26 protein-coding genes, 3 tRNA genes and 1 riboswitch are annotated in these 24,890 nt (G+C 40.0%); of the genes, 8 read left to right on the top strand and 21 right to left on the bottom strand.

Annotation, left to right across the window (positions count from 1 at the left end; all coding sequences use genetic code 11):
- Positions 1 to 23 precede the first annotated feature (23 nt).
- Positions 24 to 2,213 (bottom strand): bifunctional diguanylate cyclase/phosphodiesterase, encoded by a 2,190-nt coding sequence (locus tag JG479_RS02865; RefSeq protein WP_200219921.1) that lies wholly within the window; start codon positions 2,211 to 2,213, stop codon positions 24 to 26.
- Positions 2,214 to 2,324: 111 nt separating this feature from the next.
- Here JG479_RS02865 and JG479_RS02860 point away from each other — a divergent pair, with 111 nt between their 5' ends.
- Positions 2,325 to 2,906 carry an SRPBCC family protein gene (locus JG479_RS02860; protein ID WP_080945049.1) on the top strand — a complete coding sequence of 194 codons (582 nt, stop codon included), beginning with the start codon at positions 2,325 to 2,327 and terminating at the stop codon, positions 2,904 to 2,906.
- Positions 2,875 to 3,762: a TIGR03899 family protein gene (locus JG479_RS02855; protein WP_039485422.1), complete on the top strand. Its 888-nt coding sequence runs from the start codon at positions 2,875 to 2,877 to the stop codon at positions 3,760 to 3,762. Before JG479_RS02860 ends, JG479_RS02855 begins: the two co-directional genes overlap by 32 nt.
- 33 nt (positions 3,763 to 3,795) lie before the next feature.
- On the opposite strand, the gene JG479_RS02850 is transcribed toward JG479_RS02855, so the two are convergent.
- From JG479_RS02850 to JG479_RS02815, 8 genes are all read right to left on the bottom strand, one after another.
- On the bottom strand, positions 3,796 to 4,566 hold the full coding sequence (locus JG479_RS02850; RefSeq protein WP_002957929.1) for a TIGR04219 family outer membrane beta-barrel protein: 771 nt from the start codon (positions 4,564 to 4,566) through the stop codon (positions 3,796 to 3,798).
- Positions 4,567 to 4,569: 3 nt separating this feature from the next.
- Positions 4,570 to 5,556, bottom strand: coding sequence for a DUF2333 family protein (locus JG479_RS02845; RefSeq protein WP_024603343.1), 987 nt, complete (start codon positions 5,554 to 5,556; stop codon positions 4,570 to 4,572).
- A gap of 8 nt (positions 5,557 to 5,564) precedes the next feature.
- Positions 5,565 to 6,074 (bottom strand): copper chaperone PCu(A)C, encoded by a 510-nt coding sequence (locus tag JG479_RS02840; RefSeq protein WP_024595803.1) that lies wholly within the window; start codon positions 6,072 to 6,074, stop codon positions 5,565 to 5,567.
- Between the two features lie 79 nt (positions 6,075 to 6,153).
- Positions 6,154 to 6,480, bottom strand: coding sequence for a hypothetical protein (locus JG479_RS02835; protein WP_200219920.1), 327 nt, complete (start codon positions 6,478 to 6,480; stop codon positions 6,154 to 6,156).
- A 170-nt stretch (positions 6,481 to 6,650) separates the two neighbouring features.
- Positions 6,651 to 6,857 (bottom strand): PspC domain-containing protein, encoded by a 207-nt coding sequence (locus JG479_RS02830; protein WP_200219919.1) that lies wholly within the window; start codon positions 6,855 to 6,857, stop codon positions 6,651 to 6,653.
- 9 nt (positions 6,858 to 6,866) lie between these two features.
- Positions 6,867 to 7,547 carry a PspA/IM30 family protein gene (locus tag JG479_RS02825; RefSeq protein ID WP_039485436.1) on the bottom strand — a complete coding sequence of 227 codons (681 nt, stop codon included), beginning with the start codon at positions 7,545 to 7,547 and terminating at the stop codon, positions 6,867 to 6,869.
- 244 nt (positions 7,548 to 7,791) lie between these two features.
- On the bottom strand, positions 7,792 to 8,724 hold the full coding sequence (gene dusA, locus JG479_RS02820) for a tRNA dihydrouridine(20/20a) synthase DusA (protein WP_039485439.1): 933 nt from the start codon (positions 8,722 to 8,724) through the stop codon (positions 7,792 to 7,794).
- Between the two features lie 123 nt (positions 8,725 to 8,847).
- The gene (locus JG479_RS02815) at positions 8,848 to 9,468 is read right to left on the bottom strand and encodes a MarC family protein (RefSeq protein WP_039485441.1); all 621 of its coding nucleotides are present in this window, start codon (positions 9,466 to 9,468) and stop codon (positions 8,848 to 8,850) included.
- 95 nt (positions 9,469 to 9,563) lie between these two features.
- Here JG479_RS02815 and JG479_RS02810 point away from each other — a divergent pair, with 95 nt between their 5' ends.
- The 3 genes from JG479_RS02810 to JG479_RS02800 all read left to right on the top strand — a co-directional run bounded on the left by JG479_RS02810 (position 9,564) and on the right by JG479_RS02800 (position 10,969).
- On the top strand, positions 9,564 to 10,001 hold the full coding sequence (locus tag JG479_RS02810; RefSeq protein ID WP_002957918.1) for a transcriptional repressor: 438 nt from the start codon (positions 9,564 to 9,566) through the stop codon (positions 9,999 to 10,001).
- Between the two features lie 75 nt (positions 10,002 to 10,076).
- Complete coding sequence (locus JG479_RS02805; protein WP_024595807.1) at positions 10,077 to 10,544, top strand: chemotaxis protein CheX; 468 nt, start codon at positions 10,077 to 10,079, stop codon at positions 10,542 to 10,544.
- A complete protein-coding gene (locus JG479_RS02800; protein WP_138488530.1) occupies positions 10,541 to 10,969 on the top strand; it encodes a secondary thiamine-phosphate synthase enzyme YjbQ in 429 nt (142 codons plus the stop codon). Before JG479_RS02805 ends, JG479_RS02800 begins: the two co-directional genes overlap by 4 nt.
- 231 nt (positions 10,970 to 11,200) lie before the next feature.
- On the opposite strand, the gene JG479_RS02795 is transcribed toward JG479_RS02800, so the two are convergent.
- From JG479_RS02795 to orn, 4 genes are all read right to left on the bottom strand, one after another.
- Positions 11,201 to 11,276 (bottom strand) — tRNA-Gly (locus JG479_RS02795).
- 43 nt (positions 11,277 to 11,319) lie between these two features.
- Positions 11,320 to 11,395, bottom strand: a tRNA-Gly gene (locus JG479_RS02790).
- A 44-nt stretch (positions 11,396 to 11,439) separates the two neighbouring features.
- Positions 11,440 to 11,515: transfer RNA gene (locus JG479_RS02785), tRNA-Gly, on the bottom strand.
- Between the two features lie 121 nt (positions 11,516 to 11,636).
- On the bottom strand, positions 11,637 to 12,182 hold the full coding sequence (orn, locus tag JG479_RS02780; RefSeq protein WP_004336052.1) for an oligoribonuclease: 546 nt from the start codon (positions 12,180 to 12,182) through the stop codon (positions 11,637 to 11,639).
- 121 nt (positions 12,183 to 12,303) lie between these two features.
- Here orn and rsgA point away from each other — a divergent pair, with 121 nt between their 5' ends.
- Entirely contained in the window at positions 12,304 to 13,362 is a 1,059-nt protein-coding gene (gene rsgA / locus JG479_RS02775; protein WP_004336055.1) for a small ribosomal subunit biogenesis GTPase RsgA, read from the top strand.
- A 15-nt stretch (positions 13,363 to 13,377) separates the two neighbouring features.
- Complete coding sequence (gene asd / locus JG479_RS02770; protein WP_200219918.1) at positions 13,378 to 14,244, top strand: archaetidylserine decarboxylase; 867 nt, start codon at positions 13,378 to 13,380, stop codon at positions 14,242 to 14,244.
- A gap of 521 nt (positions 14,245 to 14,765) precedes the next feature.
- Here asd and JG479_RS02765 read toward each other — a convergent pair.
- From JG479_RS02765 to JG479_RS02730, 8 genes are all read right to left on the bottom strand, one after another.
- Positions 14,766 to 15,515 carry a HesA/MoeB/ThiF family protein gene (locus JG479_RS02765; RefSeq protein ID WP_200219917.1) on the bottom strand — a complete coding sequence of 250 codons (750 nt, stop codon included), beginning with the start codon at positions 15,513 to 15,515 and terminating at the stop codon, positions 14,766 to 14,768.
- A gap of 35 nt (positions 15,516 to 15,550) precedes the next feature.
- Entirely contained in the window at positions 15,551 to 17,086 is a 1,536-nt protein-coding gene (thiE, locus tag JG479_RS02760; protein ID WP_200219916.1) for a thiamine phosphate synthase, read from the bottom strand.
- Positions 17,087 to 17,096: 10 nt separating this feature from the next.
- On the bottom strand, positions 17,097 to 17,888 hold the full coding sequence (locus JG479_RS02755) for a thiazole synthase (RefSeq protein ID WP_200219915.1): 792 nt from the start codon (positions 17,886 to 17,888) through the stop codon (positions 17,097 to 17,099).
- A gap of 5 nt (positions 17,889 to 17,893) precedes the next feature.
- On the bottom strand, positions 17,894 to 18,088 hold the full coding sequence (thiS, locus tag JG479_RS02750; protein ID WP_002960781.1) for a sulfur carrier protein ThiS: 195 nt from the start codon (positions 18,086 to 18,088) through the stop codon (positions 17,894 to 17,896).
- 7 nt (positions 18,089 to 18,095) lie between these two features.
- On the bottom strand, positions 18,096 to 19,097 hold the full coding sequence (locus tag JG479_RS02745) for an FAD-dependent oxidoreductase (protein ID WP_200219914.1): 1,002 nt from the start codon (positions 19,095 to 19,097) through the stop codon (positions 18,096 to 18,098).
- A 106-nt stretch (positions 19,098 to 19,203) separates the two neighbouring features.
- Complete coding sequence (thiC, locus tag JG479_RS02740; protein WP_234047867.1) at positions 19,204 to 21,156, bottom strand: phosphomethylpyrimidine synthase ThiC; 1,953 nt, start codon at positions 21,154 to 21,156, stop codon at positions 19,204 to 19,206.
- Positions 21,157 to 21,296: 140 nt separating this feature from the next.
- A riboswitch (TPP riboswitch) is annotated at positions 21,297 to 21,411 on the bottom strand.
- 107 nt (positions 21,412 to 21,518) lie between these two features.
- A complete protein-coding gene (locus tag JG479_RS02735) occupies positions 21,519 to 21,917 on the bottom strand; it encodes an META domain-containing protein (protein ID WP_032826923.1) in 399 nt (132 codons plus the stop codon).
- A 126-nt stretch (positions 21,918 to 22,043) separates the two neighbouring features.
- Positions 22,044 to 22,442 carry an acyl-CoA thioesterase gene (locus tag JG479_RS02730; protein WP_200219913.1) on the bottom strand — a complete coding sequence of 133 codons (399 nt, stop codon included), beginning with the start codon at positions 22,440 to 22,442 and terminating at the stop codon, positions 22,044 to 22,046.
- Positions 22,443 to 22,526: 84 nt separating this feature from the next.
- On the opposite strand from JG479_RS02730, the gene JG479_RS02725 reads away from it, so the two are divergent.
- The gene (locus JG479_RS02725) at positions 22,527 to 24,644 is read left to right on the top strand and encodes a TonB-dependent receptor (RefSeq protein ID WP_200219912.1); all 2,118 of its coding nucleotides are present in this window, start codon (positions 22,527 to 22,529) and stop codon (positions 24,642 to 24,644) included.
- Positions 24,645 to 24,890 lie beyond the last annotated feature (246 nt).

The raw sequence follows: 24,890 nt of genomic DNA, 5'->3' as shown, positions 1-24,890 counted from the left end.
CTTAAATAATAAGTTAATCTTTTTTAGCGTTTATTTATAAATTCTATCAATTCATGCTCAGGCATGGGTTTAGCATACATAAAACCTTGTACCTCATCACAGCCTAAGTTTTTTAAGAACTGGGCTTGTTCTTGTGTTTCAACGCCTTCAGCAATCGTTTTTAAACCCAACTTAGCACCAAGAGAAATAACTAAGGCAGCAATAGCGCCAGTGTCATCATTTGGCAGATCTTTAATAAATGCACGATCTATTTTCAATCTATCCAAGGGTAAACTTTGTATATAACTAAGCGATGAAAAGCCAGTCCCAAAGTCATCAATAGCAACTTCCATCCCTAGCTCTTGAAGCTCTCTAAGTGTATTAATAACAGTTTCGAGTTCATCCATTACTACGCTTTCAGTGACTTCTAATTCTATGTTTTTTGGCTTAACACCATATTTTAATAATGTATTTTTAACGTTTTGAGCATAACCTTTTACTTTAAACTGCGGAACAGACACATTAACCGCAATACAAATTTCGGTACCCATATTTTCTAGGCGCTTTTGTTGTTGGCAAGCTTGCTCTAAAACCCACTGCCCTATATCAACAATCAAACCCGCATCTTCTGCAAGAGGAACAAATACCGCTGGCGATATATATGATCCATTACCAGTGGGCCACCTAAGTAATGCCTCACACCCAATTAAAGACAAGTCTCCTAATGAAAGTTGAGGTTGATACCATACCTCTAACTTGTTTCGAGCAAAATCATGGCGTAATTGTCTAATAATTCCTATGCGCCAAGCCATTTTATCTTGCATGTCTACACTGTAATAAATTCCCTCTTTGTGTTTTGTTTTTTTAGCTTGATTAAGTGCAATATAAGCAACTTTAAGTGTATCAATCCCGCTACTTTGAAAGTCTTGCTGTTGGCATAAACCCAATCTAAAATCGATAGGCAATGTATGCTCTTCTGCGCAAAATGGAACACCTAACTGCTCATTCAATTTTTTTAAGTCGAGTTCGCCTTGACGAATAATAAAACCAAAAACATCAGCACCAATACGAGATAGTAATTTAGCTGTTGGGTAGTTTTCTTTTAACCTTTGCACAATGCCAATTAATACTTTATTGCCGACCTCTTGCCCTAAGCCGTTATTAATATCTGCAAAATTAACTATATCAAGTAGTACAAATACATAATCATTCACGTGCGGTTTTTGATAACGCTCTACCCGTTCAATAAAATTGGTACGATTTGAAATACCTGTAAGCACATCTTTATAAGCTGCATCCCTTAACTTTACAAACAGCCTTATATTATCCAGGGCCACACTCACATTTGTTAAAAAGATTTCAGCAAACTGCAACTGCGCTGGCAAAGGAACATGGTCACATTCTATATATAAAGCCGCTTTTCTATGCTTACTTTTTAATACAAATGTTGCACTTGAGTCTGTATGTTGATGCTTTGATAAATCAAAACACGACTCGACTTGTTTAAATACTTTGCTATCAACATTAATTAATTTTTCACCAAAGTAGTTTTCGTAATGCCCACAACCACCTAAGACTTGAATAAAGTCATCGCCATCTAATTTGCTGCACACAAGCCCTCGAGGTGAACACTTTAAAATAATACTCATGTGCTTGATGATTTCTTTGCATAGTTGCTTAATATCAGTAAGCCCTAAAATAGACTTTGATGCAGAAACAATCGTGTTCATTGCATCACTTTGATATTCAAGCTGGCATACCTGCTCGTAAGAGCGAATAGCGGTTATGAGCGATGTTACTAATTTAGAGCGAGTGAGTTCTGTTTTAGTTTTATAATCATTTATGTCGTACTCACGTATTACTTTTTCCTCTGGTGTATTACCAGCTTGCCCTGTTCTTAAAATAATTCTTACATGTTGATTATTTAATTCGTCACGCACCCTTTTTACAACCTGTAAGCCAGCATCGTCAGTTTCCATAACAACATCTAAAAAAATAACTGAAATATTGTTATTTTTAGCTAAAATCTCTATTGCTTCAGCGCCCGAATAGGCATCATGAAATCGCAAGCCTGCCCCCCAGAACTCAACCCCAGACAAAGCCAACTTTGTTACAGAGTGGATCTCAGGTTCGTCATCAACAATTAAAATATCCCAAAACTTAGTCGGCTCAATTACTGCATCATCTTCATAGTCTTGTTCAAAAAATAAAAAATCGTTTTGATCTGACGACATTCGCTCTCCTAGGTAGCAATTTATAAATTATTTTTGGTTTATAATCTAATTCATACTATAGTCGATTAATAAAAAGTTGTTGTATTTCAACTCAAAAAATTAATAAAAGGTGTGCTTATTAAACCATTAAAAATATTAATCAAAGGCGTACTGTTATTGTTATTGGTATTAGTGCTGGTAGGGCTGATACTTCCCCAAAGTTATAATGTAAATAAAACAATAGAAATCAATGCAAATATTGACGCAGTAAAACCGCTTATTACTGACTTTAATCAATGGCAAAAATGGTCTCCATGGGAAAAAGTAGACCCCAGTATACGTTTTACCTTGGGCGAACCGAGCTCTGGTCTGGGTGCTCATCAGTCTTGGAAGGGCAAATGGGGATATGGTGAAATGATCATAACTTCGGTGAGTCAAAATAAGGTCAGCTTTAATATACTTTTAAATGCTGAGCATATTATTAGGGGGACTTTTAATTTTAGTGAGCAAAACGGTATCGTCACTTTAATATGTAAGATTAACGGACAAACAACCGCCCCTTTAATATCGGGTTACACCGCAATTTTGAGCGAATATGTGCTCCGTAATACAGTTTCAATGGGGTTAAATAACCTTAAAACTGTTGCTCAGCTTAGTCATTCACAAAGGACAATGCACAGCCATGCCAGTCAAGACAGCACAAGCGAGAATTAACCTTGCTAACATTATCGAATCCTTACTTGGTTACCCTATAACAAAAATAGGCAGTAACGGAATATTGCCTACCCCCGAACAAAATTACGATATTAAAGGCCAAGTTAAGCCGCTTTATCATATCAACAGTGAAAACTCTGTTTTAGCTCGTGCCCAAAAGCGCCAAGATTTACTACTAATAAAACAACAACAAAATATAGAGTCAATTTTAGCAATGGCTATGGGGTTTTGCCCCGATGTAGCAAGTACTAAACAACCCGATGCTGACTGGGTAGAGCATTTTATCGCACTGTGCGAAGATACTTCAAATGCGTCAATGCAAACTTTATGGGCCAAAATTTTAACGGGAGAAACACTCAACCCTGGTACGTTTTCAATTAAAAGCCTGCAAACGTTAAAGCATATGACACAGCGAGAAGCTGACTCTTTGCAAAAATGTGTGTCGCTCTCAGGCTATAACGAAAAAGACGACAGCCACTTTATATTACTCGGCTTTTACAAAAAGCCGTCATTGTTTGATTTGCTACGAAAAGGCAATAAAGTGTCTCTAAATTTAGGTAAAACAGGTATTAGTTTTCCTGATATTTTAACACTTATGGATCTTAATTTACTGTATAGAAAAGAAATTGAATCTGCAGTGCTTAAAGCGGGACAAGAACTTACCCTTTCATTTTTATCGCAAAAAGTAACGTTAAAAGCAAAAAGCAGTGACTTGGTATTAAGCTATTATAAATTCACGCAAACAGGTGATGAGTTATCTAAACTCATTAATTTTCCTGTAAATAAAATTTATAAGCAGTTAATTAATAATGCGCTGGAGGGAGAGTTTGATTTAGCGTGGCACGCAATAAAATAATATGCCACGCTTTGTTTAATTAGAAAATACTAATTAAAAGTGAACCTGAATACCCGCAAATGGGCCAGATGCATCAATATCAGTAGTAATATCATCTACATCATCAAGTTCTAATACCATAGAGCGGTAACCTGCTTTAACAGCAACATCTACTGCTAGGTTATCAATAAGTTCCCACGCTACGCCTACTTGGTAATCTTGTACTTTGCTATCGTCAATAGCCAAAAAGCTACCTTCAAAAAATACACTTAAGCCAGTAAATGGTAAGCCAGCTTCGGCACGGCCGTATGCAAGAGGAACAAAACCAGAGAAGTCTTTTGTTTCGGTAAAGTTAGTACCACCATTTTGAGTAGTACCATTTACAACAATATCACCATCAAACTGCTTAGCATTTAAACCTAGGTCTATTGAAATTAAGTCATTATCAAAAATTTCATAATAAAAAATATAATCAATATGCGTTAAATCACTTACCGTATTTACAGTAGAACCAACAACATAATCAGAACCATTGAAGCTAAATGTATCTGTAAGCAGCGCAGAACCATTTAACTCAAGCTCTGTATACTTTAATTTAATATTTGGAACTAATGGTACAGGGTGCTCAAGGGCTGCGTAGTAACTTACAAAAGTCTCATCTTCAAAATTAAAATCTTGAGATGCATTATTTTTATAAGAAAATTGACCATCGTTATCTGACTTCCACCCATCAACACCTACGTATAAACCTAGTAGAGTGTCAGCTTGCGCTGCTGGTGCTAAACATGCCATTGAAAGGGCTGCTGCTAAACAATACTTTTTCATTTTTTATCCTTGAGCTAGTAGTTCGCTGAGTTCGATTAAAGCCGCATTGGCTCTAGAAATATAATTTGCCATAACTAAAGAATGGTTTGCCACATAGCCAAAACCATTGCCGTTTAAAATAAGTGGGCTCCATACTGTTTCTTGAGTCGCCTCAAGTTCACGTATGATTTGTTGTAAGCTTACACGTGCATTTTTCTTTTCAAGTACGTCATTAAAGTCATACTCTATCGCTTGTAAAAAATGCAGTAATGCCCAAGTTGCACCGCGCGACTCGTAAAACACATCGTCAATTTCTAACCATGGTGTTCTTACTTGCTGCTGCAGTGGCGCAAGAGTTGCTTGTTTATTAGATGAATTACCCGCTAAATCGGTGTTCACTTTTTCTTGGCCTACACTGGCACTTAAACGTTGGCTTAAGCTACCTAAACGTTTTTCAGCTTCTTTAAGCCAACTACGTAAGTTATCTGCTCGTGCGTAAAATTGGCTATCGCGCTCATGCTCATTAGCAATTTGTCCACGATATACCATTAAGTAGTCAATACCTTTTTGGTACTCACCTTCGGCACTTGGCCATGCCCATGCCTCAGAGCTTATATTAAACTGCGGCTGCGCCTTTTTAAGGGCTTCATGTTCCGTTGATTGTGATTGAGAACGGCTAAAATCTTTTCGCATAGAAAGCGATAAATCACGTACCATTTCTAGTGCGCCATATTCCCACGCTGGCATATCATCCATAATAATACTTGGTGGTATTACATCATTTGATAAGTAGCCACCCGGTTTATCTAGTAAGGTATTGGCTACCGTAATTAATGTAGAAGTAGTTACATAACCCGTTACTATTTTTTCATTACGAAGCTGCGCTTGCTCTTTCGCGTTTGCAACAACGTCAAAACGTGAAGGTTCTGTGCTCCAATAAACAGCAATTGCGTAAAAAATGATAAGCAGTAAAACAATTATTCCTGCTATTTTTCCTTTATGTTGCGACATGTGTACTCCTAATGATGAGCGTGTTGAGTAGATGGTTTTGACTGCTTAGCTTGCGCTTCAAGCGACACGACTTGAGCATTAGTAAATAAGCGATTACCGTCACTAAAATATAGTGTGAGTTTACGTTCTTGTCCTACTTTTAATGGCTCTTGTGGTTCAAATGCCATTAAATGATAACCGCCAGGCTGAAAGCTGACACTTTCGTGCGCCTTAATTTCAACCGATTCAACTTGTTGCATTTTCATCATGCCGTCTACATGTGAATGCTCGTGTATTTCAACACGCCCTAAGCCATCAATAGTTGCCTTAGTTAAAGTTGCTGCGGCTCCACTGTGATTAATAAGGGTTAAATAACCTACAGTTGAAGTACTGCCAGGTAAAAACTCTCTAACTTGCGCGTTAGTTACTTCGAGCACAGCCACATCAGAACCATGATCATGCCCTGAGTGCGCCGCCAACGATGACGAAAAAAAACTAAATATTAATGCAGAAGCCATCGAAAAACATAGTTTCGTCATCATTCTTATCCTTATGAAAACTTTAAATTACAGGCTAAATTTAACATAGTTAACCTATAATAGTCAGTCAAATTAAGGATTAAGAGGCTACTTTTTTGTTATCGGCAACAAGCCAACACAACACTGCAACAAATAGTAACGGCCATGCAATCATTATAGATCCGAATAAAAGCGCTAAAACAGTCCCTGCTAATGCCACTACACCCGCACCAACTAATCCCATAGTAATTAAAGCCACTACCGCAACTACAACAATAATTGCGGCCAAAGCACCTACAAGCTCGAGCCCAGCCCAACTAATGTCAGCAATCCATAACGGCAACTGCCAAGAATCAATCTGCACAAACGTTATTAAATCAGTAAACAGTAATAAATAGATAAATACACATACTGCCAAAGCTTTCATAGTAATTCTCCTTATACCAACCGGCTTATATATGAGGCCTATTTAACGATAAGAAAATTGCGCTATAACTAGGCAAATATTTTTATACCTAGTTGTTCTATATAAAATTTTAACAACGTTATAGAGTGATTTAATTCGTTAAATTATTCAAATATTTATGCCTGTTGGTATTAATACTCTTTATTTTCAAGGCAGCAATGCGCTATAAAATAGCCGAGTGAAACTGCAAACGGAAAACTCAAAAACAACAAGATAGTAACTAGGCGGGTTGCCCAAACCGGAAAGTCCAATCTATGGGCTAAACCACTACAAACACCCGATATTTTTTTATTCAGAGTATCTTTATACCAACCTTGTTGACGATTAAAGCTGTTCATAGCAATCTCCTAAGCAGTGTGTTTTAAATTAGTATTTAAGTTCGCCTTTAAGCGAGCCAACTCAGCATCAATTTTTTCATTTTTAACTAACGACTCAATTTGGGCACTGGTAGAGCTTGCTGTATCAGTCAGCTCATAAGCCTCTACTTGAGCTTCAATACCTTCAACACGCTGCTCTATTTGTTCAAAACGAGACAACGCATGAGCTACTTTATCGCTTTGTAGTTGCGTACTGATCCGCCCTCTAGCAATAGCAACATTATGGCGTTGCATTAACTGAGCTTGCTTAGTTTTAGCCATAGCCATTTTTTGCTGCAAGCGTTCACAATCAGACTTAATTTTTGCAATAGACTCTTGCAATGTTTCTAGTTGAGTTTGCTTATTTTCAATGCTTTCGTTAACGCGTTGCTTCTCAAGTAAAGCTGATTTAGCAAGGTCATCACTGCCCTTCTCAACCGCACGTTCTGCTTTCATTTGCCAAGCTGCTAATTCTGTTTTTTTAGTATCAATTTGGCGATTAATTACTTTCTCTTCACACAATAAAGCGGCTGCTGTACTACGACACTCATTCAATGCATCTTGCATCTCGGTAAGCATCAGGTTTAAAAGTTTTTCTGGATCTTCTGCTTTATCAAGCATGGCGACAATGTTTGATTGAATTACATCATTTACGCGGTTAAATATTCCCATGGTATTCTCCTGTTAATTTTTAATTAATTTCAACAAGAAGATTCCAAGAGTTGTGCCAAGTCCATCAAAAAGAAAATAAAGCATTTAAAATCATAATGGTAAGTAACAAATACTCTAAACTTTAGTGACTTTAAGCTGAACAACATAGAGTGGAATTGGCCAATAAATTATGATTTTGACTAATTTTTAGGATCAAAAAAGCCACTCGAAAGTGGCTTAAATTTAGAATTTTTAAAGCTTAGTTTTATTCTGGTACAAAGCTTAATGCTTTATCCATTACCGATAAATCAGCTTGCTTACCGTGACCACTTTCAGAAAGGTGGCGTCTAAAACCTCGCGCACCAGGCTGCCCCTGAAAAATACCGAGCATGTGACGTGCAATATGCCAAAAATTAGCACCCAAACGCATTTCTTCTTCAATGTAGTCATACATTGAACGCACTACGTCGTGGCGTGACTGCGTGTTTGCAGCATCACCATAAATTTTCTCATCAACGTCATTGAGCATAAATGGGTTGCTGTAAGCCTCACGCCCAATCATTACGCCATCAATATGTTGCAAATGTTCTAGGCTCTGCTCAATTGTTTTAACACCGCCATTTAGGCTTAAGTCTAGCTGCGGATAATCTTTTTTAAGTTGATAAACACGTGGGTAATCAAGCGGTGGAACTTCACGATTTTCTTTTGGACTTAAACCATTAAGCCATGCTTTACGAGCATGAATAATAAAATCATCACACCCTACTTTATGCGACGCTTCAATAAGCGCACATAAAAACTCATACGAATCTTGCTCATCAATACCAATACGCGTTTTAACGGTAACAGGAATGCTTACTTCGTTTTTCATTGCTGCAACACACTCAGCAACTAATTGAGGCTCAGCCATTAAACATGCGCCAAATCGACCATTTTGAACTCTGTCTGACGGACAACCTACATTTAAATTTATTTCGTCATAGCCACGCTCACCTGCGAGCTTTGCACATTGCGCAAGCGCTTTAGGATCAGAGCCACCAAGTTGCAGTGCAACTGGGCCTTCGTGTTTATTAAAATGTAAGTAGTCGCCGCGACCAAATAAAATAGCCCCTGTGGTTATCATTTCAGTATAAAGCACAGTATGTTTAGTCATTTTGCGATGAAAAGTACGACAATGGCGATCAGTCCAATCAAGCATTGGGGCCACAGAAAAGCGTCTATCCAAAGTACATTTATTCAAAGCAAACCTCAGGGTATTAAAGTTATTAAGCACAGCTTAAAAGGCGCTGCATTTTACACAAAAGCCTAGCGAGCATCAATGTTAAGAGAAAACCTGCAAGCCAAAATAATGGGCTATGCCATTTAAAATATTGGTAACCGCAACCGAGCTTAAAATAAGCCCCATAATTCTACTTATTATACTTGCACCACTGTCACCAATTAATTTATGTACATGCGTTGCAAGCAGTAACAAAACCAGTACAACAGCCAATACAGCAAGCATCATCGAAGACGTTAGTAACTGCTCAACCCAAGTATATTCTTCATTACGAGTCATTAATACTGCGCCTAACATAGCGCCAGGGCTCGCGATAGAGGGAATCGCAAGCGGAAAAATAGCGGTTTCAGTGCTGTCGCGTACACTTTTAATTTCGGCTTCTGGTTTACTTTCACCAAATATCATTGAGAGCGCGAAAATAAGTAATATGATACCGCCGGCTATTTGAAAAGCCGAAAGCGGAATTTCAATTGCGTTAAGTAATTGCTCACCTGCAAGTACAAAAAATAAGAGCACTAATGCAGATACGCCTACCGCTTTATATATAACTTTACGTTTAAATCTCTCATCATCACCACGTGTGACTGCAATAAATACAGGTACAGTACCAATGGGGTCAATAACCGCAAAAAAGAAAATAAATATAGCTAATAGTTCGTGCATTACTGGGTTTCCTAGGTAAAAAGCGCTTAATAAAAACGCTGCAACTACAACACAGTATGTTAGTATATCACGGTAGCATAAGGATAAGAGTAATGATGAATATAGAATCACTCGTAAGTAAAGCAAAACAAGTTTGTGACAACCGTGGCGCGCGTTTTACGCCTATCCGCGAGAAAGTATTTCGCCTATTAGCCAGCGCACAAGGTGGTGTTGGTGCATACGATTTGCTTGAGCAATTAAAAATAACTGAAACGGGTGCTAAACCTGCAACTATTTATCGTGCATTAGACTTTTTAGCTGAGCTAGGTTTTATTCATAAAATTGAAAGCACAAATGCATTTATGCTGTGTCATCATTTTGATCATATACACCCAGTACAATTGTTAATTTGCGATACCTGTGGTTTTGTCAAAGAATTACACTCGAGTGTAATTTCGCATGAGCTAAATAATTTAGCTGCCGAAGGTGGCTTTGTTGTATCAGGGCAAACAATAGAAGCACATGGTAAATGTGAATCTTGCAGAGCATCATAATCCTTCAAAGTTATCCTTAGTGACTATACTCAAACTATATAGTCATTTCACAGAACAAATTTAAGAGTAGCCACTATGAATGTAGAATTCATCAATCCCTTTTTATCTTCTTTAATTAATGTTTTGAGCACTATGGCTCAAACTCAATTGAAGCCAGGTAAACCTCGCATTAAAACTGATGAGATAGCCTGTGGTGATGTATCAGGTTTGATTGGGATGGTTGGCCCGCAAACGCGAGGATCATTTTCAATTACATTCGACGAAGAATTAGCACTCACCATCATGGAGCGTATGCTTGGCGAACGCCCTGATGCTATAGATGAAGAAGTTACCGATATGGTTGGCGAAATAACCAACATGGTGACAGGTGGTGCTAAAAATTTACTTGGCGAGAAAGGCTTCGACTTTGATATGGCAACGCCTATTGTGGTATCTGGTAAGGGTCATACAATTACTCACAAAAGCCAAGGTAAAAAAATCATCATGCCATTTAGCTGTGATGCTGGTAATGCAAACATTGAAGTTAGTTTCGATAAATTATGAGTTGGCAGCAAAAGCAAATTACATTAAAGCCTCGCCCGCGAGGTTTTCATATAATAGATGACGAAATATTGTCTCAGCTTCCAGAACTGGCGAGTTACAAAATAGGCTTGTTGCACTTATTTATTCAGCATACCTCAGCGAGCCTTACAATAAACGAAAATGCAGACCCCACTGTTCGTATGGACATGGAGAGCCATTTCAATAAATTCGTTCCTGAGCGTCAACCTTATTATCGCCACGATTATGAAGGTGACGACGACATGCCTGCACACATAAAAACCAGCACGTTAGGCTGCGAGTTAAATATTCCTATTTCAAATGGTTATTTAGCGTTAGGTACATGGCAAGGTATTTATTTAGGTGAACATCGCGATTCTGGTGGTTCTAGACGAGTTATAGCAACTATTCAGGGGGAGCTATTCTAATAAAAGCTCTCGGTTTCAAAGTATTGACTCTTTACCTCACTCATACCTCATAACTTCAAAGTACAACACCTTTATTGTAGGCGTATAGCTCGCGCGAGAAACCATAGCTTCTAACAACCAAAACTTTAATGCTGAATATTGCACAAAGAATAAAGTAGATAAGAGAGATTTTAAATTATAATTTTATTTATAATTTTTAATACAGAGAATTTTGAAAGGATATAAAAAGATTGGAGCGGTACACGAGGCTCGAACTCGTGACCTCGACCTTGGCAAGGTCGCGCTCTACCAACTGAGCTAGTACCGCATTACATTTTCATTCAACACTACAATTTCTTTTGGTTAGAAATTGGAGCGGTACACGAGGCTCGAACTCGTGACCTCGACCTTGGCAAGGTCGCGCTCTACCAACTGAGCTAGTACCGCATTATATTTTCATTCAAACACTACAATTTCTTTTGGTTAGAAATTGGAGCGGTACACGAGGCTCGAACTCGTGACCTCGACCTTGGCAAGGTCGCGCTCTACCAACTGAGCTAGTACCGCATTTTAATTATGGATGTAAAACGACCACAATAAAAACAACTCAAACACACTAACCCCGCGAGGGTTATCGTCTTGAGCGGGGCAGGATTCTACAATAATCCGATGTGTTTGCAAGTGTTTTTTACAAATTAAAGAAATTTTCTCTATAGACTTTTAATTCCATAATCGAATCTTTAATATCATCCAAAGCAAGGTGCGAACCTTTTTTGTTCACTTTTGCAAGCACTTCGGGTTTCCAGCGACGTGCTAATTCTTTAATAGTACTCACGTCAAGATTGCGATAATGAAAAAAATCTTCAAGTTCACGCATGTATTTATTCATAAAGCGGCGGTCTTGCCCAATTGAATTACCACACATTGGTGATACACCTGCAGGCACCCACTGTTTTAAAAAATCTAACGTTTGTGCCACGGCATACTCTTCATCGAATGTACTTGCTTTACAGCGCGCTGTTAAACCCGACTTACCATGCTGCGTAGTACACCACTCGTCCATACCATTTAGTAATTCATCACTTTGATGAATAGCTATGGTTGGCCCTTCAGCTAATATATTCAGGTCTGCGTCAGTGACAACCGTCGCAATTTCGAGTATTTTATCGGTCTCTGGTTCGAGTCCTGTCATTTCAAGATCGAGCCAAATTAAATTTGATTTATTAATAGTCATAATTACCTAAGCGGTGCTTTCCTTTAGATCCAACGCATTTCGATATATCATATTAGCATCAACCGTCGAGCTAAAGCTTTTTTTAGGAAAAGCGACATTTAACTAAGGTTATAGGCCTCCAGTGGCAAAACAGAAAAAATTAAGTAAAGGCCAATCGCGTCAGATCAAGGCCAACCACCAAAAGCGCATTAATAGCGCAGACTCAAGACCAGCTAAAAAAGGCGCGCAAGAGTGGCAAACCGATAATTTAGGTCAGGTCGAGAGCGCAATTGTGATCAGTCGTTTTGGCCAACACGCCGATGTCGAAACTGAAAATGGCGATGTACTTCGTTGTAATATACGACGTACCGTGTCAAATTTAGTGTGTGGTGATGAGGTATTGTTTCGCCGTGCCAAAGTAAGTGAAGGTGATTTAGCCGGAGTAATTGAAGCCACGCAAGAGCGTCGCTCGCAACTTACCCGCCCTGACTTTTACGACGGCGTAAAAGTTATTGCAGCTAACATTGATCAAATACTCATGGTATCGGCGGTATTACCTGAGTTTACCCCAAGTATTATCGACCGCTATTTAATAGCCTGTGAAGATATGGGTATTGAGCCAATTTTAGTACTCAATAAAATAGATTTAATTGATGACGCAGGTCTTAGCGAAATACAAAAAGTTCTCGATATCTATCGTAAACTTGATTACCAAGTACTCCTTGTTAGTAATATATCGGGTAATGGTATTGATGAATTAAAAGAAGTGCTTGTTGGTAAAAATAACATTTTTGTTGGCCAAAGTGGTGTGGGTAAATCAACCCTCGTTAATACTGTATTACCTAACGCTGAAATATTAACTAAAGAAGTATCTGAAAACAGCGGCTTAGGACAGCACACAACAACTGTTTCACGCCTTCACCATTTACCAAGTGGCGGTAACCTAATCGACTCACCAGGAATTCGTGAGTTTGGTTTATGGCATTTAGATGTTGAGCGTGTAACCTGGTGCTTTAAAGAGTTTAGAGAATTTATAGGCGGATGCCGCTTTAGAGACTGTAAACATTTAAACGATCCGGGCTGTATAGTTAAAGAAGCTGTAGCAGATGGCAAAATTTCTCAATTGCGCTTTGACAGCTACCACCGAATTTTAGAAACAATGGCCGATGGCCGTGCAGGCGCCCGTGCGCCTCGCGTATAATTTAGGATAAATACTGTGAGTTTAGACAAATTTAAAATCGCAATGCAGTACGCAATGCCAAAACATTTTATTTCACGCGTAGTCGGTAAATTAGCCGCAGCTAAAGCAGGCGCTTTAACAACGACTTTAATTAAACTATTTATTAAGCAATATAAAGTAGATATGAGCGAAGCCCAATACCCAGATCCGGCTCATTATAAAAGCTTTAATGAATTTTTTACTCGCCCTTTAAAAGACGGCATGCGCCCAATGGTAGAAGATAGCGATATCATCATTCATCCAGTGGATGGCGCAATCAGCCAGCTAGGCGATATTGTTGACGGACAGCTAATACAAGCTAAAGGTCACGATTACAGCTTACAAGCGCTACTAGGCGGCTCACAAGATGATACAACACCATTTTTAGGCGGTAAGTTTGCCACTATTTATTTAGCACCTAAAGATTACCATCGTATTCATATGCCAATTGATGGCACACTAAGCAAAATGATTTACGTGCCAGGTGATTTATTTTCAGTAAACCCACTTACCGCGCAAAACGTACCTAACTTGTTTGCGCGTAATGAACGAGTAGTAGCAATTTTTGAAACTGAGATTGGTCCGCTTGCTATGGTACTCGTTGGCGCAACAATTGTAGCCAGCATAGAAACTATTTGGGCAGGTACTGTCACGCCACCAGCAGGTAGCGATGTATTTAGTTGGAAATACCCAACCACTGGCGATAACGCCATCACGCTTAAAAAGGGTGAAGAAATGGGTCGCTTTAAATTAGGCTCTACTGTAGTACTAGCATGGGGTGCTGATAAAGCTGAAATACTGGATGACCAACTACCAGAAGTGGTTACTCGCTTAGGTACTGCGTTTGCAAAAATTAACGACTAAATCAATCGTTAATTAGAAATCAAAAAAACGCGTTATTTAAACGCGGTTTTTTATTTTTGAAGGGGTAAAGCCTGCACACGCGTAAAGCGCCGCTTTTAATATTTATAACTGATACTTTACTTACTTATTGGCTTCTCTAAAGCGAAGCACCCTCTCAACCTCTTTGTGAATAAATCACTTAAGGTCTTATTGCACAAAGAGAAGCAAAAGAGGAGTAAATGAGAAGACATAAAACATAGTAATTATTTATTTTTACTTCTCTAAAGCATAGCGCCCTCTTAACCTCTTTGTGAATAAATCACTTAAGATCTTATTGCACTAAGAGAAGCAAAAGAGATGTAAATGAGAAGACATCTGGCATAGAAATTACGAGCTTTGCTCGTCACGCCAGCAAGCTGTGCGTATACAAGTTTGGTGTAAGAATTTTGATGTACTGTAGGCGTGAAGCTTGCTCACGCGAAAAGCGCAGCTTTTAATTCTTTAACGCTACATTTAATAAAAGGCACAACTCCCTCAAAAACCTATTTACCACACTCTTTACACTCTGAATCTTTAATCACTTTGAAATGCTGCTGCTTTAAAGTAAGCGCATCAAAGGTTATAAATTCACACCCCTCTGCATGCCCTAGCAATAAGTTAAGCGTAAGTTGCGCCTGCATAGAGCCTATTACACCAAGTAGCGGGCTAATTACTCCTGCGTTACTGCAATTTATAACTGGTGTAGCTTCGCTTTGTGGAAAAACACAGCCATAACATGGGCTATCACTTTGCCTAAAATCAAAGCCCATTAACTGCCCTTTAGTTGCGAGTGCAGCACCCGAAATTAACGGTGTTTTGTTGCTAATACAATAACGATTAACGCAATAGCGAGTGCTAAAGTTATCAGAGCAATCAAGTACGATGTCAGCACCTTTTAGCATGTTAGCTGCATTACTCTCATCTAACTTTTGGCAATGCGTTGCTATGTCTATTTGATTATTAAGGCTCGCTAATACTTTACCTGCGGCGGCGACCTTGTTTTGCCCTAAGTGATTTATTTTATAAAGCACTTGGCGCTGTAAATTTGAAAGCTCAACCTCGTCATCGTCAATTAAAATAAGCGTTCCAACACCCGCAGCGGCTAAATATAAAAGCGCGGGGCTACCTAAACCACCAGCCCCCACTACTGCAACCGTTGAGGATTTAAGTGCTAATTGCCCTTCAAGCCCAACTTCTTTAAGCAATAAATGGCGGCTGTAACGCAGGGTTTCCTTATCGCTTAGCTCACTCACGTTTATCAGCCTTATTAGTATTACCCTTGTTAGTTTTAATTGGCACTGCTTATGGCCACTTGCAGAGCGCTTATAGCCTCTACGTAATTATCAGCTTCGGTAATCGCACGCACTACGGCAACACTGCCCACGCCTGTTTTAGCTACCTGCTCAGCACGGCTTAAATCAATGCCGCCTATTGCTACTGTTGGGTAGCTTTGCATAAGTGGTACAAACTTAATCAGCTTTTCAAGGCCTTGTATTTGCCCTGTCATGTCTTTAGTGGTGGTTGGGTAAATAGCACCAAATGCCATATAACTAGGGCGATAATTATGCGCACGTAGCATTTCATAAAAACCATGAGTAGAAAGCCCAAGCCTTAATCCAGCGTCTTTAATTGCCGCTAAATTAGCAATGTCTAAATCCTCTTGCCCTAAATGCACACCATACGCACCATGTTTAATAGCTAACTGCCAGTAGTCGTTTATAAATACCTGTGCGTTGTATTGCTTGCCCAGCTCAACAGCATGCTTAATGAGCCCATCAAGCTCATCTTGCGTTTTATTTTTAACGCGTAACTGCGCTGTTTTAATGCCTTGTTGTAAGCACTTTTCTAACCAATCGGTACTATCTACAACTGCATATAAGCCCAGTGATTTACTTTCACAAGGTGAAAAATCAGCAGCCATATTAAAATCAAGCGGTACATCAAAATCAAGCTCATCACCCAGCCAACTACCAGGCTCAATCACTTGTGGGTAGTCAGCTAAATTAGTGGGGAACGATGTATGAGCAACCGGTCCAATCCCTTCGCCGTAGCGTACCGACTGTTTTAGCCCTTGGTTTATATACGCTTTAGCTAAAATAAAGGCATCTTTTAATGGATAGTCTTTAGCTAAACACGCTGCAATTACCGAAGCCATGCTACATCCGGTGCCGTGGTTATGCGGGGTTTGTATTTTTTGATTACCTAACCAGTATTCTTCACCATTTTGCATATTACTATCAATACAATAATCAATGCAGTAGCCACTTGGGTAATCCCAATGTCCGCCTTTAATAACAACGGCTTTTGCGCCCCAGCTTAATAGCTTATTAGCCGCTTCTTTTATTGCAGCCGGGCCAATTAAATACACACCGGTTAATAACTGTGTTTCATGGGTGTTTGGGGTTATTACATCCACCAGCGGCAGTAAACATTCTTTTATTGCACTTACCGTGTCCTCTTCTGTTAGTAAGTCACCGCTTGAAGCAATCGCAACAGGGTCATATACAATAACGGGAGGCACAGTCCACTTAGCTTTATAATGACTTATATGTTCGCTGATCAACTGAATTTGCTGCACATTGGCTAACATGCCAATTTTTATTACTTTGGCTTTCATGTCTTTTTCAAGCGCAAGTAACTGCGATTCAATAATATCGGTAGACACCGCATTAATAGCTTCTACGCCTAAACTATTTTGTGCAGTAAGCGCCGTAATTGCCGTGCAGCCATGTACACCAAAACTTTGCATTGCTTTTATATCAGCTTGAATACCTGCACCGCCGCCCGAATCAGATCCGGCAATTGTCCACACTACGTTATTCATATTCTTTCCTTCACTGCTGATGCCAAAATGGCATACCCATTGTAGGGGTTGATGGGGCTGCAACGTCTTTTTCAGGCATTGCTTTTGCTTGATATGCAAAGCGCCCTGCTTCAACTGCGGCTTTAAATGCGCGGCTCATAGTAATTGGGCAGCCCGCCCCTGCAATGGCTGAATTTAATAATACCGCATCATACCCCATTTCGAGTGCTTGGCAGGCATGCGATGGCAAACCTAAACCTGCATCTACTATTAATGTGGTATCGGGTAAACGCTCTCGGATAGTTTTTAAATTATAGCTATTTAACAAGCCTTTACCTGTGCCTATTGGCGCCCCCCACGGCATAAGCACCTCACACCCTAGCTCATTTAAGCGCTGGCAAAGTACTAAGTCGTCGGTGCAATAAGGCAATACTTTAAAGCCATCATCAATTAATATTTTTGTAGCTTCAAGTAACGCAAAAGGGTCTGGTTGTAAATTGTAATCATCGCCAATCAGCTCCAGCTTAATCCAGTCGGTGGCAAATACCTCTCGGCACATTTTTGCAAGTGTAATCGCCTCTTTTACACTGTGGCACCCTGCAGTATTAGGTAGTATTTTTAAGCCTGTATTTTTTATTAACTGCCAAAAGTCATCACCGGCTGCTGCACTTTGTTGGCGCCTAAGCGACACGGTTACAATTTCAGCACCAGAGGCGACTATCGATTGGGTCATAATATCAGGCGACGGATAAAGCGCAGAGCCTATTAATAAACGGCTATTTACTTGCTCACCATAAATAGTTAAACAGTCTTTAGTTTGCATGAGCTTTATCCGCCTTGAATGGGTGACAGCAACTCAACACTGTCGCCTTCATTAAGTACATAGTTACTGTGCCGACTTTGTGGAATAAATTCGCCATTAACAGCCACAGCAAAAGGCGCAACTGCACCAAAACTTTGAAGTACCTCAACGAGCGCTTTGCTATTAACATTAAGTAGCTCGCCATTAATTGTAATGTTCATTTTATTCTCACTCTATTCGTGAAACTGCTTGCGCCACTAATGCCGGTGCCAGCATATAACCGTGGCGATATAAGCCGTTAATGCTAATTACATTGCCAACTTGTGATACTTCTGGGCGGTTATCGCTAAATGCAGGGCGTAATCCGGCTTGAATATTAAGTAGTCGTGCTTCGGCAAATCCGCTGTGTACGGTATAAGCCGCTGAAAGTAACTCAAGAGTTGATCGCACTGTTGCGGCGCCGCTATCTTGCGATTCTATTTCGGTCGCACCAATTACATATTCATGATTAGGTTTAGGCGCTATATAAATTGGGTAACGCGGATGCATTAAACGTACAGGTCGCGTTAAATTTACTTCAGGTGCATATAGTCTTGCTACTTCACCGCGCACACCTCTAAGCGGTTTATCGCTTTTAGCACCAAGCCCACGACAATCTATAATATAGTCAAATGGCCGATTATTTATTTCGCCGTTTTTAATGGTTACGCGCTGGTTAAACACACACTTAACTTTGCGCTTGTTGAGCATGGTAAAACTTGCTTTATAAAAGGCTTGGTTATCTATTTGCCCCTCGCAGGGTAAAAATAGACCTTGATTAAACCGATTAGCAAGCTCTGGCTCTAACAGCGCTATTTGCTGAGCATTCAATGCCTGAGCGCTTTGCCCTGCTATAGGCTTTATTCTCTGGGTAAAGCTTTGTAAATCGCCTTTATCTTGCTGATGCGCAACGACCAATGTGCCTTGCTGCTGAAAAAACACATCCCCCTCAAGTCCACTCACTATTTCTGGCCAGCGCTTCATTGAATCAAGCCCCATTAAAGCTAAATCAGCCTCGCATAACACCGACTCAGCCAGCGGTGCCAGCATGGCTGCTGCCACTTTACCGGCGCTATTTGGGGTTTGCTCATCGTCTGCTTCAAACACCGTTACATGATGTAACTTACTTAGCTCAAGGGCAGCTAAGCGCCCAGCTAAACCAAAACCCACCACAGCAATGTTATAAAACATAAAACCTCCAAAAGCAGTTATTAGTAGGTGCGAATTCACTCGCACTTCTTCAATATTTAAAGAAGCGAGGTATAAAACCTCACCTACATCTGTATCTAACTTCTTGCTATACCGCTTTGTGGTAAATTTCTGAGCCTGTTTGCTTAAACTGGGCAGATTTAGCTTTCATTTCGGCTTCTACATCAATCATTTTTATTTCAATAGCGTCGCCAGCGTCATTTGGATCAATACCGCGTGTTTCTAAATCTTTAGCGTAATCGCGTACTTCTTGGCTAATTTTCATAGAGCAAAATTTAGGGCCACACATAGAGCAAAAGTGAGCCACTTTGCCTGATTCTTGTGGAAGGGTTTCGTCGTGATACTCGCGAGCTCGGTCTGGATCTAAACCAATATTAAATTGGTCATGCCATCTAAACTCAAAGCGTGCTTTTGATAGCGCGTTATCGCGCTCTTGCGCGCCGGGGTGACCTTTTGCTAAATCGGCGGCATGTGCAGCTATTTTGTAGGTAATTAAGCCTTCTTTAACATCTTCTTTATTTGGCAGACCTAAATGCTCTTTAGGTGTTACATAGCAAAGCATTGCACAGCCGTACCATGCTATTTGAGCGGCACCAATACCAGAAGTAATATGGTCGTACCCTGGTGCAATATCGGTCGTTAACGGGCCTAAAGTATAAAATGGCGCTTCGTCACAATGTTTTAATTGCTCGTCCATATTGGCTTTAATCATGTGCATTGGCACATGCCCTGGGCCTTCAATAAATACTTGTACGTCGTGCTTCCACGCAATTTTAGTCAGTTCACCTAATGTGCGCAGCTCACTAAACTGTGCTTCATCGTTGGCATCAGCAATCGAGCCTGGACGAAGTCCATCACCGAGTGAAAAACACACATCGTATTGTTTTAAAATTTCGCAAATGTCTTCAAAGTGCGTGTATAAAAAGTTTTCTTTATGATGCGCTAAACACCACTTAGCCATAATTGAGCCACCGCGCGACACAATACCGGTTACACGTTTAGCCGTCATTGGTACGTAACGAAGCAGTACACCGGCATGAATAGTAAAGTAATCAACACCCTGCTCGGCTTGTTCAATAAGCGTATCGCGGAAAATCTCCCACGTTAAATCCTCAGCCACACCATTTACTTTTTCAAGCGCTTGATAAATCGGTACTGTGCCAATAGGTACAGGCGAGTTACGTACAACCCATTCACGCGTTTCGTGAATGTAACGTCCCGTTGATAAGTCCATCACGGTGTCTGCGCCCCAGCGGGTAGACCACACCATTTTTTCTACTTCTTCTTCAATAGATGAGCTTACTGATGAGTTACCAATGTTGGCGTTAACTTTTACTAAAAAGTTACGGCCTACAATCATAGGTTCTGTTTCTGGATGGTTTATATTATTTGGTAAAATAGCGCGACCACGGGCTATTTCATCGCGTACAAATTCTGGGGTAATAAATTCAGGAATACTCGCGCCAAACGACTCGCCTTTATGCTGCGCTGCTAATAATTCTTTACGAATTTCTGCACGTCCCATATTTTCACGAACAGCTACGTATTCCATTTCAGGGGTAATAATCCCTTGGCGTGCGTAGTGCATTTGCGTTACGTTTTTACCAGCGACACCACGGCGAATTTTTGGAAGGTGATCAAAGCGAATATGATCCAACCCTTCATCTGCCATGCGCTGCTGCGAAAACTGCGACGTCACTGATTCTAAAATTTCAGTGTCACCACGGTTTTCAATCCATTGCTCACGAAATTTTGGTAAGCCTTTGCGCACGTCTAGTTCAAAATTAGGATCGGTATACGGGCCCGACGTATCGTAAACACGTAGCGGATCGTTTGACTCATAAACAGGGTTTTCATCTGTACCGCCAATAAACGTATCACTTAACGTGATTTCACGCATACCAACGCGCACGCCTGGTTGAGTACCTTCAACGTATACTTTATGAGAATTTGGGAACGGTTGACCCGTTAAGTTATAAATATATTCAGACGCGGCAGCACGAGTTTCTCGGCGTGACGCTTTATTTGTAGTATTTGACATGACTTGCCTCATTGCTTAAGGGTTGTCTTGTCAGATATTCCGAGGAATAGAGAAAGATCGTAAAGTAGCGTACATGCTACTTTGCAGCCTAAAAAATAAATCACTTTATTGTGCGCATAAAAAAAGACGCACAAGCGTCCCATTTTAGGCAGCTTGTTCCCTACGCAGGTATTAACCTGATCAGGTTCACGGATCCCGCTTTCGCGATCTCAGCCAAAAACTAATTACTTAGCTTTGGCACTCCGACAAGTATTGATATATAAATTTTGTTCGTCGATTCGAAGATATTATTCAACAAATCTGCGCTGAGTGTACGTCAGTTAAAAACTGCCCGCAAGGGGCTGTTTTTCAAAAACTTAAAATTATTTAGGGATAAACACAAATGTTTGCTCGCCTTGCATGACTAATTGCTGGTCTTGCATTTTAAGCTCGGCACCTTGCTTTAAGGCTTGTAATAACTGCTGCTCAAACTCATCAAGCTCTTCGCCGCACGACTTGCGCGTCATTCCTAATTTACTTACGGTAAGGTTACTTTCTTCAAGCGAGCCTTCACCAAAAAATTTGTTACAGCCAGCAAAACCGTTTACTTGCAGTGCTTCAATAAAGCTCATTGATGCATTAAACGAAGGTGGAATTGCTAAACCATCAACACGTGATAATTGCCATTGGGTGTATTTAAGCTGCTCACTGGTAACCGTCCCTGTTGATGCGCAACCAACACATAAACCGACTATAAGCATCGGTATTGCTGCTAATTTCATGCTACTACTAACTAATTGTCTAATTAATGTAATTGTAACAATATTTATGCCCTTTATCCGTTAAAAATGCATGTTTTAAATGTAAATTTTTGTTCTATGATAGTTCAAAAGTTATGCGTTTAAGTACTAAGTTGTAGTTTTAAATACGTTATCTATTTGCTCAGGTAAAAACGGTCTACCTTTTTCATTAACAGACGTTCCTATAACCAGTGCATTGAGCATTACTTTTTCATCACTTTTACGTATAACCGTTTGCTTAAACGCAAATTTTAAACGACTAATACGCTGCGGCTCCACAGCCACATAAAATTCATCACCTGGTAATAGTGAATGTTTATAGTCCATTTCGCTGCGCGTCACGACTAGGTTAATTTTATCTTTCGCTAATTGAGCAAAATCAATACCGTGTGCGTACAAGAACTCATGTCGAGCATGCTCTAAATAATTAAAATAAACACTGTTATTTACGATACCTTGTAAGTCACATTCGTAATCACGTACTTTGAAGTCAACTTTAAAGGTCATATTAGTAATCCTGATTATTTAACGTATAATTGCCGCGTTTATAGCACATGTGTTTAAATAATTGCTACCATACGAGTCCCTAAAATGGAGTTAAGTAACCCAATGAACTTACGTTTGTCTTTAATTACTGCCGCACTTTTACCGCTGCTTGGTGCACCGATTGCAGCTAACGCTGATGATAGCGACCTAGAAAGAATTGTTGTAACTGGCGATTTTCAGCGCGAAAGCATTCAAACTTTAAGCGCGAGTGCGAGCTTATTCAGCGAAGATGAAATTAATCAACGTGGTGCAAGTTACTTAGACGAAATGTTAGGCAGTACCGCCAATGTAAATTTTGCATCTGGTGCATCACGTGGTCGTTATATTCAAATTCGTGGCGTGGGACTTCGTTCACAATTTGTAGACCCTATTAATCCATCTGTAGGCTTAGTTATTGATGGTATTAACTATTCTGGCCTTGGTGGCAGCTCATTATTATTTGATATAGACCAAGTAGAAATTTATCGTGGCCCACAAGGTACACGCTTTGGCGCAGACGGTATGGCCGGTATGATCCAAATGGGTTCAGCTAAAGCCACAAGCGATCCAAGCTTAAAATTACAAGTAGGTGCTGGCACATACAACACCCGCGAAGCAGGCATTGCAGCAAGCACAGGCTTAACAGATGACACTAGCGCACGCGTTAGCTACTTTCGCAGAAAGTCAGACGGTTACGTAGATAACTTGTACTTAAATGACGAAACACAAAATCAAGACGAACAAGTAGCCCGCTTTAAATTAAACAGCCAGCTTACAAAGCATTTAAATACTGAGTTAAACCTTCACTATATTGATATAAACAACGGCTATGATGCGTTTACGCTTGATAACAGCCGCAATAGTGTTGCCGATGAACCAGGACAAGATAATCAACAAAGCTACGCAATAGGCGTTAATAATACTTACACGGGTTTTGACGCTTTTGATGTAAATTTAAACCTGTCGGCTATTGATACCGAATTACTTTACAGCTTTGACGAAGACTGGGTATGTAACGATACAAGTGAGCCAAAGTTATGTGCTGCAGGTTTACATCCTGATGGATACAGCTCAACCGACCTTTACAGCCGCGATCGCGACGATCAGTCTGTAGATTTACAATTTAACTCTAAAACAGGTAACTGGGTTGCGGGTATTTATTACCAAAACCGTGACGTTGATTTAGAGCGCCAATACACATGGTTAGCAAGCCCATTTTCTTCAACTTACGAAACGAGTAATGTTGCAGTATATGGTCAAGTAGCGACACCAATTGGTCCTAAAACAACATTAATTACAGGTTTACGTGTAGAGCAATACCAAGGCGACTACACCGATAGCAATGGCTTTATACAAGATACTGACGATGTAATGGTTGGCGGTAAAATAGCGCTTGAATATCAAGTAATTGATCGCACTATGATCTACACCAGCATAACCCGTGGCTACAAAGCCGGCGGTATTAATTCAGAAGCCCTCGCTAAAGCAAAAGATGAAGGCTTAAACCTAAGCGCTGATTTTTTCCAACAGCACACCAGTTTTGACCCTGAATATTTATGGAGCGGCGAATTTGGTGTTAAAGGTTCATCACTTGATGACAAATTTACACTTCGCTTAGCTGCATTTTACATGCACCGCGACGATATTCAGTTAAAAGCATGGCAAGTAGAAGGTCAGCAATTTACCGGTTATGTTGATAACGCAAGTTCTGGTAGCAACTACGGACTTGAAGTTGAAGGTAGTTACCAACTAACTGATAATCTATTTTTAACAGGTAGTGCTGGTTACTTAAACACTGAAATAGACGACTTTGTGACACAGTCAGGCTTAAATCAAGACGGTCGTGAGCAAGCACAGTCACCTAAATACCAGTATGCGTTTACTGCTCGCTATAACTTTACTAATGCATTTTACGGTATGGTTGGTATTGAAGGTAAGGACGATTACTACTTCTCAGATAGTCATAACTCACAGGCACCAAGCAGCAACTTAGTTAATTTAAGCTTTGGCTACGAAGCTGACATGTGGGCAGTACGCGCATGGGCTCGTAATGTGTTTGACGAAACAGTCCCTACACGTGGTTTTGAATTTGGTAATGACCCACAAGATGGTTACACAACGCATACCTATACACAATTAGGTGAGCCTCGCGTAGCAGGTGTTACGTTTACACTTAATCTGTAAAGCATAGCCGTTGGCTTTCAAATGAAAGCTACAGCAAGCAATAAAAAACACCGCGTTTAATTTAAACGCGGTGTTTTTATTTGTAGGGGAGGTTTTATACCTCGCTTATTTATAAAGTTAAATTACATGAGCGCGAAATAAATTCGCACCTACAGGTTTGCCGTAGGTTGTTGGGGTTGATGTTTATTGTAGGTGAGGTTTTATACCTCGCTTATTTATAAAGTTAATTTACATGAGCGCGAAATA

It is taken from the genome of Pseudoalteromonas sp. LC2018020214, from assembly GCF_016598755.1.
Lineage (GTDB): Bacteria > Pseudomonadota > Gammaproteobacteria > Enterobacterales > Alteromonadaceae > Pseudoalteromonas > Pseudoalteromonas distincta.
Note: the sequence above shows the minus strand (reverse complement) of the source record. Positions and strands in the feature narration are given on the sequence as shown.